Here is a 12,548-nt window from a genome sequence, read left to right as displayed (position 1 = left end):
TATCAAGTCTACTGAGTCGCGCCGGGTCTCCCTGCCAGGCGGCTATTCTGCGGCCTTGCTCTGGTTGTAGCTGGTGGAGCGCTGCTGGCCGCTGAGTTCGGCAATGGCATCCATGATCCGGTCCGTGACTTCCCGGCGGGCAGGAAGGGAGTGGTCCGGCCCGGTCTTGTCGAAGTACAGCGGCTCCCCCACTTTCATGGTGAAGTGCTGCGGCCTGACCCCCTTTTCGCCGGCACGCTGGAGCTCCTCGGTGCCGATCAGGCCCACGGGAATCACGGGCGCCCCGGTGGTGAGCGCCAGCCAGCCGACCCCGGTGCGTCCCCGGTAGAGGATGCCGTCACGGGAACGGGTTCCCTCCGGGTAGATTCCGATGCCGCGGCCTGCTTCAAGGATGTCCAGGAGCGTCTTGAGCGCCTGGACACTGGCGGCCTGTTCGCCGCGCTCCACCGGGATGGAGCCCACGGATTCGAAGAACGCCTTCATGACCTTGCCCTTGACGCCGCCGGTGGTGAAGTATTCGGCTTTGGCAAAGAAAGCGACCGGTCTGGGCATCAGTGCCTGCACGATCACGCTGTCGAAGAAGGACAGGTGGTTGGGAGCCACGATGAAGGGGCCGTCGGAGGGGACGTTTTCCAGTCCGACGACGGTGGGCCGGCAGGTGCCGGCAATCAGGTTGCGCGTGGTCCAGCGGACGGCATCAAACATTTCCATCGTTGCTCACCCCGCTCATTGCCGCAGCGTGGACAGCCTGCAGCCGCTCGATGACGTCGACCAATTCCCCGTGGGTACTGACGACGGCCACAGAGCCGGCTTCCTCCAGTTCGCCGTCCGGCGCGAATCCCCATGCGACGCCGATGCAGTCCAGTCCGTTGGCGATTGCGCCGGACACGTCCTGGGCGCGGTCCCCCACCATGATGGCGTGCTGCGTGTCCAGGTCCCGCAGGGCGGCGGCGATGATTTGGGTCTTGCCCAGCGGGACGCCGTCCACTGCCGCTTCGTCATCGGCGGATCCGTGGATGCCGTGGAAGAATCCGTCGATGCCATGGTGTGCCAGTACTTTGTGCGCCAGGCGCTGGGGCTTTTGCGTGGCTACTGCCACAGGCTGTCCCGCGGCGGCGAAGGATTCAAGGATCGCGCGGATGCCCGGATACAGCCGGCTCTGGGCTATTCCCGTGGACACATAGTGCTCGCGGTACCGGCGGACCACCTCTTCCAGGCGGTCCGCCGGGACCTTTGCCACGTTGAGCAGGGAATCGCTCAGCTTGGGGCCGATCATCGCATCGAGCAGGTCCTGGCCGGGAACCGGGAGTCCCAGTCCACGGAGGGCTGAGGCAATTCCCTCGGTTATTCCACCTGCAGGGTCGACAAGAGTGCCGTCCAGGTCAAAGATCACGGGCACTGTTGTTGAAGTCACCGGGTTAGTTTCTCACGACAGCAGGAGTGCCTGAAACTCGCATTCCCCGGGAGGAATACTTCACCGGAATTTCCCCCGCTTAGCCGAGTATTTCGGCCAGGAATTTCCCCGTATGGCTGGTGCTGGACTTTGCCACCTGCTCCGGGGTGCCGGCGGCGACAATCTGGCCGCCGCCCGAACCGCCGTCGGGTCCCAGGTCAACCAGCCAGTCGGCACTCTTGATGACGTCGAGGTTGTGCTCGATGGTGATCACGGTATTGCCCTTGTCCACCAGCCCCTGCAGGACCATGAGCAGCTTGCGGATGTCCTCGAAGTGCAGGCCCGTGGTGGGCTCGTCCAGGACATAGATGCTGCGCCCGTTGGACCGCTTCTGGAGTTCCGCCGCGAGCTTGACGCGCTGGGCTTCACCGCCGGAGAGGGTGGTTGCAGGCTGTCCCAGGCGGACATATCCCAGTCCCACGTCAACCAGGGTATTCAGGTGCCGTGCGATGGGCGAGAATGCCGCGAAGAACTCGGCGCCCTCTTCGATGGGCATGTTGAGGACGTCGGCGATGGTCTTGCCCTTGTAGTGCACCTCGAGCGTCTCCCGGTTGTAGCGTGCGCCGTGGCACACTTCGCAGGGGACGTAGACGTCAGGGAGGAAGTTCATTTCGATCTTCAGCGTGCCGTCGCCGGAGCATGCTTCGCAGCGGCCGCCCTTGACGTTGAACGAGAAGCGGCCGGGCAGGTAGCCGCGGACCTTGGCCTCGGTGGTCTCGGCGAAGAGCTTGCGGATGTTGTCGAAGACGCCCGTATAGGTGGCTGGGTTGGAGCGGGGGGTGCGGCCGATGGGGCTTTGGTCCACGTGGACCACCTTGTCCAGGTGCTCCAGTCCCTGGACCGTCTTGTGCCGCCCGGCCACCTGCTTGGCGCCGTTGAGCTTGTTCGCCAGCACCTTGTAGAGAATTTCGTTGACGAGCGTTGACTTGCCCGAACCGCTTACGCCGGTCACCGCGGTGAAGAGCCCCAGCGGGAAGGCGGCGTCGACGTTGACGAGGTTGTTCTCCCGTGCGCCAACCACCTTGATCTCGCGCTTCTTGTCGTACTTGCGGCGCTTTTTGGGCACCGCGATGGCCTTGCGGCCGGACAGGTAGTCGCCGGTCAGTGATTCCCTGTTGTCCAGCAGTTCCTTGTACGTTCCCGAGTGGACCACCTGTCCACCGTGCTCGCCGGCGCCGGGCCCGATGTCGACGACCCAGTCCGCTACATGGATGGTGTCCTCGTCATGTTCGACCACGATGAGGGTGTTGCCCATGTCGCGGAGCCGGGTGAGGGTTTCGATGAGCCGGCGGTTGTCGCGCTGGTGCAGGCCAATGGAGGGTTCGTCGAGGACATAGAGGACGCCAACCAGGCCGGAACCGATCTGGGTGGCCAGCCGGATGCGCTGGGCTTCGCCGCCGGAGAGGGTGGCGGACGGGCGCTCGAGGTTGAGGTATTCGAGGCCCACGTCCAGCAGGAAGGTCAGGCGGGCCTGGATCTCCTTGAGGACCTGGTGGGCGATCTGCGCTTCGCGCCCGGTCAGGACCAGGTTGTTGAGGAACTCCGCGCAGTCCCGCATGGGCAGGGCCGCAACCTCGGCAATGGACTTGCCGTTGATCAGCACCGACAGGGATGCCGGGTTGAGCCGCGCGCCGTTGCAGGCGGGGCACGGAACCTGCCGCATGTATTCCTCGTACCGGTCGCGGGCCCAGTCGGAATCGGTCTCGCCATGCTTGCGGTGGACGTACTGGATGGCACCTTCAAAACCGGTGCTGTATTTGCGTTCGCGGCCGAAGCGGTTGCGGTACTGCACCACCACCTTGTGGTCCTTGCCGTGCAGGATGGTCTGGCGCACGTCCTTGCCCAGCTTCTCCCACGGCGTGGCCATGGAGAAGCCCACTTCCTTTGCCAGGCCTTCCAGGAGCCGGTTCCAGTACTCGGTGGTGGCGGTGCCCATTGACCAGGGCGCGATGGCGCCCTCCGACAGGGACAGCTCCGGGTTGGGAACGATGAGTTCCTCGTCCACCTCGAGGCGGGTGCCGATGCCGCTGCAGGCGGCGCAGGCGCCGAAGGGGTTGTTGAACGAGAAGGAGCGGGGCTCGATTTCGTCGATGGCGAGCGGGTGCTCGTTGGGGCATGCGAGGTTCTCGGAGAACGCCCGGATCCTTCCGGGGTCGTCGGCCTCAAGGTCGACGAACTCCGCCAGCACCCGGCCTTCAGCCAGTCCCAGGGCGGTCTCGATGGAATCGGTGAGCCGCTGGCTGATGCCTTCCTTGACTACAAGGCGGTCCACCACCACTTCGATGGTGTGCTTGAACTGCTTGCCCAGCTTGGGGGGATCGCTCAACTGGACCAGGTTGCCGTCCACCCGCGCGCGGGAGTATCCCTTTGCACTGAGTTCCTTGAAGAGGTCAACGAACTCGCCCTTGCGTCCGCGCACCACCGGCGCCAGGACCTGGAAGCGGGTTCCCTCGTCGAGTTCAAGAAGCTGGTCCACGATCTGCTGCGGTGTCTGCTTGGACACGGGTTCGCCACAGACGGGGCAGTGCGGCCTGCCGACACGGGCCCACAGCAGGCGCATGTAGTCGTAGATCTCGGTGATGGTGCCTACGGTGGACCGCGGGTTCTTGCTGGTGGATTTCTGGTCGATGGAGACCGCCGGGGAGAGGCCTTCGATGAAGTCGACGTCGGGCTTGTCCACCTGGCCAAGGAACTGCCGTGCATAGGCGGACAGCGATTCGACATAGCGTCTCTGGCCCTCGGCGAAGATCGTGTCGAACGCGAGCGAGGACTTGCCGGATCCGGACAGGCCGGTGAAGACGATCATGGCATCACGCGGCAGGTCGAGGTCCACGTTGCGCAGGTTGTGCTCCCGCGCGCCCTTCACCACGAGGCGGGAGAGGTCCGGGCGCTGCGGTGCGGCAGCGGAGGGGACAACGGGGGAAGCGGAGGGGGCAGGGGTTTCTTCAGCTACGGCTTTAGGCACCCCATTATGCTAATCGAAAACTTTTTCGAACACTTACGGTTCCGCCATCAGGGAACATCGTAGGCGGCCGCCAGGATCTTCACTGCCTCGGCGAAACTGGCCCCTTGGGATTTGGCGGCGGCGGCGTAGGCGGAAGCCGCGGCCGACAGGCCTCCCAGCCGCTCATCCCGTGCGGCGACCACCGTCCCGTTGCGGCCGCGGGTGGTAACGATGCCGGCAGCCTCCAGTTCCTTGTACGCCCTGGCCACGGTGTGCGGGGCGACGTCCAGCTTCTCCGCGAGGGCCCGCACGGCAGGCAGCCTGGTGCCCGGTGCCAGCGCGCCGCTGTCTGCCAGGTGGATGACCTGGAGCCGCAGCTGCTCAAACAACGCAACAGTGCTGGCCGGGTTGGGCCGCCAGGAACCGGGGAAGCCGGCGCCGTTACTCACAGGCCACCCTCCAGAACGCCGGCCCGGCCGTCACGTTCGGCGAACTGCGCGTTGTACAGCCTTGCGTAGTAGCTGTTGGCAGCAAGGAGGCTTCCATGCGTGCCTTGCTCGACGATGCGTCCATGGTCCATGACGAGAATTAGATCAGCGTTCCGGATGGTGGACAAACGGTGCGCAATCACGAAACTGGTCCGTCCTTGGCGGAGCCGCTGCATCGCCTGCCTGATGAGCAGCTCGGTCCTGGAATCCACGGAGCTGGTGGCTTCATCCAGGACCAGCACGCTGCGCCCGGCAAGCTGTGCCCTGGCGATGGTGATGAGCTGGCGCTGCCCCTGGCTGAGCGGCTCCCCGCTGTTCTCCAGCATCGTTGCGTAGCCGTGTGGCAGGGATCTGATGAAACGGTCCGCGTAGGTGGCTTCGGCGGCGGCAACGATGGCAGCATCCGTGGCACCGGTCAGGCCATAAGCGATGTTTTCCCGGATTGTCCCCGCAAAGAGCCAGGAATCCTGAAGCACTACGCCGAACCGGGCCCGCAGCTGGTCACGGGGAATGTCGGCGATGTCCCTCCCGCCCATGGTGATCCGTCCGGAGGAAGGTTCCAGGAACCGCATGAGCAGGTTCACCACAGTGCTCTTGCCCGCGCCGGTGTGTCCTACGATGGCCACTGCCTGGCCGGGCTCCACCGTGAAGGTGAGGTTGCGGACCGCCGGGACGGAGCCCGGGTAGCCGAACGTGACGTCGTGGAAGGCCATGCGCCCTGCTGCAGCCACGCCGGTTGCCTTGCCCGGGGGCTCCTGCGGGTCTTCGCCGGCGTCCAGGAGCACGAAAACCCGTGCTGCGGATGCGGCGCAGGACTGCATCACGTTCAGCAGCCCGCCGATCTGCCCCACCGGCTGGGTGAACAACCGGCTGAACTGAATGAATGCCTGGACTCCGCCAATGGTCATGGTTCCGGCGATGACCTGCAGCGCCCCCACCACGGCAACAGCAATGTAGTTAAGGTTGGACATCAGCACCATCAGCGGCTGGACCACCCCGGCTGAGTATTGGGCTTTGGCCGCTGCCCGGGCAAGGCGGCCGTTGCTGGCCCTGAACACCTCCGCCGCCTGTGCCTGCCGGCCAAAAGCCTTGATGACTTCATGCCCGCTGACGAATTCCTCCACGTGTGCGTTGAGCTCGCCCGTTTCCTTCCACTGCCTGGCGAAGTGCTCCTGGGACCGCCTGGCCACCAGGACGGTGATCCAGGTGGAGACCGGAACGCTGGCAATGGCAATGGCCGCCAGCAACGGCGAGATCCACAGCATCATGGCCAGGGAACCGCACAGCATCAGAACGGACACGATGAGCTGGGTCAGGACCTGGTTCAGGGCCTGTGCAATGTTGTCGATGTCATTCGTGGCCCTGCTCAGGACGTCACCACGGGAGCGTTGCCGGAAATAGGTCGAAGGGAGGCGGTGCAGCTTGTCCTCAACTGCTGCACGCAGGCCGTACATGAGTCCCTGGACTGCGCGTGCGGTCAGCGCGCCCTGGATCCAGTTAAACAGGGAGGCAAAGACGTACATGACGGCCACGGCGGCCAGCAGGATTCCGAGGCGCTGGTCAAGGCTTCCCTGGAAGATGCCATCCACCACCACGTCAGTGGCGTCGCCCAGGTACTTTGGGGCGGCAACGTTGAGAGTCGCGAAGGCGCAGGTTGCCGCCACCGCACCGAGCATCTGCAGTCGGAAGGGGCGCAGCAGTCCAAGGAGCCTGCCGGCCGTCGGCCAGAACCTGTGCTCCGTCTCCCCTGCTTCTTCCACCGCCGTCACGGCGTGCCGTCCAGCGCGAGCTGGGACTCGGCGATTTCCCGGTACGTGGCGGACGTTTCCAGCAGCTCCTGGTGCGTTCCCTGCGCCACCAGCCGGCCGTCGTCGAGCACCAGGATGCGGTCCGCGTCCTCCACGGCGGAAAGGCGCTCGGCAACAATGATGACCGTTGCGTCGGCGAGCCCCTGCTCCAGGGCCTGCCGCAGCCTCGTATCGGTGTCGTAGTCCAGTGCGGAGAAGCTGTCGTCAAAGAGGTACAGGGGTGCCTTTCGCAACAGGGCCCTTGCGATGCAGAGCCGCTGCCGCTGCCCGCCTGAGAGGCTGGCACCGCCCTGGCCCACCGGGGTTGCAAGTCCAAGCGGGAGGTCGCGCATGAACCGCATGGTCTGGGCCGCCTCCAGGACGGCCCAGAGTTCCCCATCCGTGGCGTCAGGGGCCGCCATCCTCAGGTTGTCTGCGATGGTTCCGGTAAACAGGTGGGAGTGCTGGGGCACGATGGCCATGGCAGCGCGGAGCTGGTCCAGGGGCAGGTCCCGGATGTCGTGGCCGGCCAGGGTGATGCTGCCTTTGGTCGCCTCAAGGAAACGTGGAATCAGGTTCAGCAGCGTGGTCTTGCCGCTTCCGGTGGAGCCAACGATTGCGGTGGTAGTGCCGGGAGCCGCGGTGAAGGTGATATCCGCCAGCACGGGCGCTTCTGCTCCCGGATAGGAGAAGGCAACACCCTGGAACGCCAGCGTTGCCGGCTGCTTTGGCAGGCCGGCCACGGGCTTCGCCGGCGCGGCGGCGCTGTGGCCGGCCGGACTGGGGACGGACGGCTCGGTCTCCAGGACCGCCTGGATGCGTTCGGCGCAGACTGCGGCACGCGGCGCCGTCATCAGGACGTACATGGACATCATGATCGCCAGCAGGATTTGCATAATATAGGCAATGAATGCCGTCAGCGCGCCAAGGTTCATCAGTCCAGCCTGGATGCGGTGCCCACCGAACCATACGATGGCAACCGAGCTGGTGTTGACCACCAGCATGATCATGGGCAACATCCCCGCCACCAGGAGCGCGGACTGCAGGTTGTTGGCGGTTAATCCCGCGTTGGTCTCCGCGAACCGCCGGATCTCATGGTCCTGGCGGACAAAGGCGCGGATGACGTCCGCACCGATGATCTGCTCGCGCAGGATCCCCCCCGACCGGTCGAGCAGGTCCTGGCCCTCACGATAGAGCGGAATCAGGCGCCGGACGATCAGGTACATGATCAGCAGGAGCAGGGGCACGATGACGATCACCACCAGGGACAACGCCATATCCTGCTGTACGGCCAGGGCGATGCCGCCGATGCCCATGGCGGGCCCTGCGAAGAGCATGGTGAAGACAAGTACAGCGAAAGCCTGGATCTGCTGCACATCGTTCGTTGCCCGGGTGGTCAGGCTTTGCGTTCCGAACAGGGCCACGTCCTGGGAGGACAGTGACTGGATCCGGGTGAAAACCTCGGCCCGCAGACGGTGCCCCGTCCTCATGGCCACCACCGCACCAAGGTAGCCCGCCGCAATGGCGGATGCCGCCTGCACCACGGCAATAACGGCCATGAGCACGCCAAGTCGCGCGATCACCTCCGGTTTGCCCGCAACGATCCCATCGTCGATGATGGCCGCGTTCACCGTGGGCAGCAGCAGGTTTGCCGCTGCCTGGACCAGCTGGAGGAAAACGATCGCCCCAACGTACGCGTATTGACCGGCAAGCTGCCGCCTCATGAGTCCGACCAGCAAAATACCCCCTGTAAATGCCTGGGCCGCAGAGGGGGCCAGCGGCTTGACCCCTAAACCACAGTCGTCATTGTAAGCCAGATCACTTTCCGCTGCTGTCACAGCCTGTGACCGGCTGGAAAACCATGCGGCGGGCTCGCGCTCAGCCCGCTTTGCGCCCCACGGCGAATATCCGGCGGAACGGAAAAACGGTGCCATGGACACCGCGGGGATAGGCATCCCGCAGGGCGGCCGCGTATTCGGCTTCGAAACGCGTGGCGTCGTTATCTTCGAGGACGGCCATGACGGGCCGCAGTGCCGTGCCCCGGACCCATTCCAGCACCGGGTCCGGCCCGGGCAGGACCTGATGGTAGGTGGTTTCCCACGCGTCCGCCGCACAGCCGGCGTCGAGCAGGATGCCCAGGTAGTCCCCCGGCTCCCCCACTGACTCGCCGCCCCGCAGCACCCCGTCCAGCTTCGCTGCCCACCGGTGCGACCCCGCGAGCTCCCGCATGAGCGAGTGCGAGGGGGCATTGAAGTTTCCGGGCACCTGCATGGCAAACCAGGCCCCCGGCCGTAGAACTTCCAGCCATTTCCGCATCATGTCCTGGTGGCCCGGAACCCACTGCAGGGCTGCATTGGTGACCACAACGTCCGTCTCCGGAGCCGGCATCCAGTCGGCAATGTCCGCCTGCTCGAACTGAAGGGAGGAACCTTCCTCCACCAGGGCTGCCGCCTTTGCCAGCATCTCCGCGGAGGAATCCACACCCAGGACCTGGGCGCCGGGCCAGCGTTCAGCCAGGGTGGCCGTGAGGTTCCCCGGTCCGCAGCCCAGGTCGACCACCCGTGCGGGAGCGTCGGCATGGATCCGGGCTGTGAGATCGAAGAACGGCCGGTTCCGGTAGTCGCCGAACTGGACGTACTTCGCGGGGTCCCATTTCATAAAATTCTCCAGCTTCTGACGCACACACGGGCAAGGCGTAGCCTAACCCGCAACGGACTCCTGATCCGCCCGCAACGTGGCACTAAGGTTGAAGTCAATGAAACTCGTTGACCAGCTGAGCGATCTGTCCGCCCCCGTCCAATCCGCCGCCGTCGACCCCGACGCCCTTTACACCCGGTTTGTGGAGTGGACGGAAAGCCGGGGCCTGTCGCTGTACCCGGCACAGGACGAGGCCATCATGGAGCTGGCGACGGGGGCGAACGTCATTCTGGCCACGCCCACCGGGTCAGGGAAATCCCTGGTGGCCATCGCGGCGCACTTCCAGGCGATGGCGCAGGGCCGGCGAAGCTACTACACGGCGCCGATCAAAGCCCTGGTGTCCGAAAAATTCTTCGCGCTCTGTGAGATCTTCGGAGCAGAGAACGTAGGCATGATCACCGGTGACTCCGGGGTGAACCAGGATGCTCCCATCATCTGCTGCACCGCAGAGATCCTTGCCAACATCGCGCTGCGCGAAGGTTCCGCAGCCGAACTGGGCGCCGTGATCATGGACGAGTTCCACTTCTACTCCGACCCGCAGCGGGGCTGGGCCTGGCAGGTCCCCCTGCTGGAGCTTCCACAGGCGCAGTTCCTGCTGATGTCCGCCACCCTGGGCGATGTCACCCGGTTCGAAACGGGGCTCACGGAGCTGACCGGCCGCGCCACCACTACCGTCAGCTCCGCCGAACGGCCCATTCCGCTGCATTACTACTACCACCAGACTCCCGTCCACGAGACGCTGGAGGAGTTGTTGTCCACCCGGCAGGTGCCCGTCTACGTGGTGCACTTCAGCCAGCTCGAAGCGATCGACCGCGCCCAGAACCTGATGAGCATCAACGTCTGCACCCGGGAGGAGAAGGACAGGATCGCGGAGCTGATTGCCAACTTCCGCTTCGCCGCCGGGTTCGGCAAGACGCTTAACCGCCTGGTGCGCCACGGGATCGGCGTGCACCACGCCGGAATGCTGCCCAAGTACCGCCGGCTGGTGGAGCAGCTGGCGCAGGCGGGGCTGCTGAAGGTTATTTGCGGCACGGACACGCTGGGGGTGGGGATCAACGTTCCCATCCGCACGGTGCTGCTCACGGCTTTGAGCAAGTACGACGGCGTCCGCACCCGCCTGCTCAACTCACGCGAGTTCCACCAGATTGCGGGCCGGGCCGGGCGGGCGGGCTACGACACCGCCGGGACGGTGGTGGTTCAGGCACCCGAGCATGTAATCGAGAACGTCAAGGCGATGGCCAAGGCCACCGCCAAGTTCGGGGACGATCAAAAGAAGCTGCGCCAGGTGGTGAAGAAGAAGCCGCCCGAGGGTTTTGTTTCCTGGGGTGAGCCGACGTTCAAGCGGCTGGTGGAATCGGTGCCGGATCCGCTGACGTCCAGCTTCACGGTGACACACGCCATGCTGATGAACCTGATGGAACGGCCGGGCGACCCGTTCGCGGCGGCACGGCGGCTGCTCACGGAGAACCACGAGCCGCGGTCCTCCCAGCTGCGGCTGATGAAGAAGGCCCTGGGCATTTACCGGGAACTGCTGGCCGCCGAGGTCATCGAACGGATCCCGCCGGAGGAACAGGGCACCGACGGCCGCACGGTCCGGCTGACCGTCCACCTGCAGCCGAACTTCGCCCTGAACCAGCCGCTCTCCCCCTTCGCACTTGCCGCACTGGAGCTCCTTGACCCGGAGTCGCCGTCGTACGCCCTGGACGTGGTGTCCGTGATCGAGGCGACCCTGGAGAAACCGCGGCAGATCCTGTCGGCCCAGCAGAAGAAGGCGCGCGGCGAGGCGGTGGCGGCCATGAAAGCCGACGGCATCGACTACGACCAGCGGATGGCCATGCTGGACGAGGTCACCTACCCCCAGCCGCTCGCCGGGATCCTGGGCGAAGCGTTCGAGGTGTACCGGAAGGCCGCGCCGTGGGTGGGAGACTTCGAACTCGCGCCCAAGTCGGTGGTCCGCGACATGTACGAGCGGGCCATGAACTTTGGCGAATTCGTCCAGTTCTACGGCCTGGCCCGGTCCGAAGGAATCGTGCTGCGGTACCTGGCCGATGCCTTCAAGGCGCTGCGCCAGACAGTCCCGCAGGACATGCTTCGTGAGGACCTGGCGGACCTGACGGCCTGGCTGGGTGAGCTGGTGCGGCAGGTGGACTCCAGCCTCCTGGACGAATGGGAGGAACTGGCTTCCGGGGCGGCGCCGACACCCCACGACGCACCGCCGCCTCCACCGCCGTCGCTCACCTCAAATATCCGTGCGTTCCGGGTGATGGTGCGCAACGAGATGTTCCGGCGCGTGGAACTTTTCGCGGACGAGGACGCCGCCGCCCTGGGAGAGCTCGACGGCGGTTCCGGCTGGGGTTCAGAACGCTGGGAAGACGCTTTGGACGACTACTTCGACGAACACGACGATATTGGGACAGGGCCGGATGCCCGCGGGCCGGGCCTGCTCATCATCACCGAGGAACCCGGATCCTGGAAGGTCCGCCAGATTTTCGATGACCCGGCGGCCAACCACGACTGGGGCATCTCGGCTGAGGTGGATCTTGCCGCATCCGATGCCACCGGAACAGCGGTGGTCAGGGTGACGGACGTCAACCGGCTCTGACGCCGGCGGTAAGCTCGAACAATGAGTGTAATCCGCCCCGCAACCCCGAATGACGTGCCCGCCATCCTCCGGATGATCCATGAACTGGCCCATTACGAGAAGGAACCCGACGCTGTCCGGAACACCCCGGAACGGCTGGAGCAGGTGCTCTTCGGCGAAAACCCCGCCGTCTTCGCGGCCATGGCCGAAAACGCGGGGGGCGAGGTGCAGGGCTTCGCACTGTGGTTCCTGAACTACTCCACCTGGGAGGGCGTGCACGGGATCTACCTCGAAGACCTGTACGTCAGTCCGGAAGCCCGCGGCGAAGGACACGGCAAGGCCCTGCTGCAGCACCTTGCGGCCATCGCCGTTGAGAACGGCTACGCACGGGTGGAATGGAGCGTGCTGGACTGGAACGAGCCTTCCATCAATTTCTATCGCCGCCTCGGCGCCCTCCCCATGGATGGCTGGTCCACCTTCAGGCTGACTGGAGAAGCGCTGGACCAGTTCGGCCGGGCACCGTCCCGCATGTCCCTTCCCGCTTCCTCCCGTGGCTGACGCGCGGCAGGGCCAGGCGATCGTGGCCGGGCATGAGATC

General features: G+C 65.3%; 9 protein-coding genes. 2 read left to right on the top strand and 7 right to left on the bottom strand.

Going from position 1 to position 12,548, the window contains the following annotated elements:
- Positions 1-42 precede the first annotated feature (42 nt).
- The 7 genes from ASG86_RS10735 to ASG86_RS10705 form a co-directional block, all read right to left on the bottom strand.
- Entirely contained in the window at positions 43-711 is a 669-nt protein-coding gene (locus tag ASG86_RS10735) for a lysophospholipid acyltransferase family protein (protein WP_056333689.1), read from the bottom strand.
- The gene (locus tag ASG86_RS10730) at positions 698-1,414 is read right to left on the bottom strand and encodes an HAD hydrolase-like protein (RefSeq protein ID WP_056333686.1); all 717 of its coding nucleotides are present in this window, start codon (positions 1,412-1,414) and stop codon (positions 698-700) included. Before ASG86_RS10730 ends, ASG86_RS10735 begins: the two co-directional genes overlap by 14 nt.
- A 79-nt stretch (positions 1,415-1,493) precedes the next feature.
- Positions 1,494-4,418: an excinuclease ABC subunit UvrA gene (gene uvrA / locus ASG86_RS10725; RefSeq protein WP_056333683.1), complete on the bottom strand. Its 2,925-nt coding sequence runs from the start codon at positions 4,416-4,418 to the stop codon at positions 1,494-1,496.
- 47 nt (positions 4,419-4,465) lie between these two features.
- Entirely contained in the window at positions 4,466-4,846 is a 381-nt protein-coding gene (locus ASG86_RS10720) for a GntR family transcriptional regulator (RefSeq protein WP_056333679.1), read from the bottom strand.
- Positions 4,843-6,654 (bottom strand): ABC transporter ATP-binding protein, encoded by a 1,812-nt coding sequence (locus ASG86_RS10715; protein WP_056333674.1) that lies wholly within the window; start codon positions 6,652-6,654, stop codon positions 4,843-4,845. The genes ASG86_RS10720 and ASG86_RS10715 overlap by 4 nt, the downstream gene beginning before the upstream one ends.
- On the bottom strand, positions 6,651-8,396 hold the full coding sequence (locus ASG86_RS10710) for an ABC transporter ATP-binding protein (protein WP_156386173.1): 1,746 nt from the start codon (positions 8,394-8,396) through the stop codon (positions 6,651-6,653). Before ASG86_RS10710 ends, ASG86_RS10715 begins: the two co-directional genes overlap by 4 nt.
- A gap of 154 nt (positions 8,397-8,550) precedes the next feature.
- Positions 8,551-9,330 carry a trans-aconitate 2-methyltransferase gene (locus ASG86_RS10705; RefSeq protein ID WP_056333668.1) on the bottom strand — a complete coding sequence of 260 codons (780 nt, stop codon included), beginning with the start codon at positions 9,328-9,330 and terminating at the stop codon, positions 8,551-8,553.
- A 97-nt stretch (positions 9,331-9,427) separates the two neighbouring features.
- On the opposite strand from ASG86_RS10705, the gene ASG86_RS10700 reads away from it, so the two are divergent.
- Both ASG86_RS10700 and ASG86_RS10695 read left to right on the top strand, forming a co-directional pair.
- Positions 9,428-11,971 carry a DEAD/DEAH box helicase gene (locus ASG86_RS10700; protein ID WP_056333665.1) on the top strand — a complete coding sequence of 848 codons (2,544 nt, stop codon included), beginning with the start codon at positions 9,428-9,430 and terminating at the stop codon, positions 11,969-11,971.
- Between the two features lie 21 nt (positions 11,972-11,992).
- A complete protein-coding gene (locus ASG86_RS10695) occupies positions 11,993-12,508 on the top strand; it encodes a GNAT family N-acetyltransferase (RefSeq protein ID WP_056333662.1) in 516 nt (171 codons plus the stop codon).
- Positions 12,509-12,548 lie beyond the last annotated feature (40 nt).

This window comes from Arthrobacter sp. Soil764, assembly GCF_001428075.1.
GTDB lineage: Bacteria > Actinomycetota > Actinomycetes > Actinomycetales > Micrococcaceae > Arthrobacter.
Note: the sequence above shows the minus strand (reverse complement) of the source record. Positions and strands in the feature narration are given on the sequence as shown.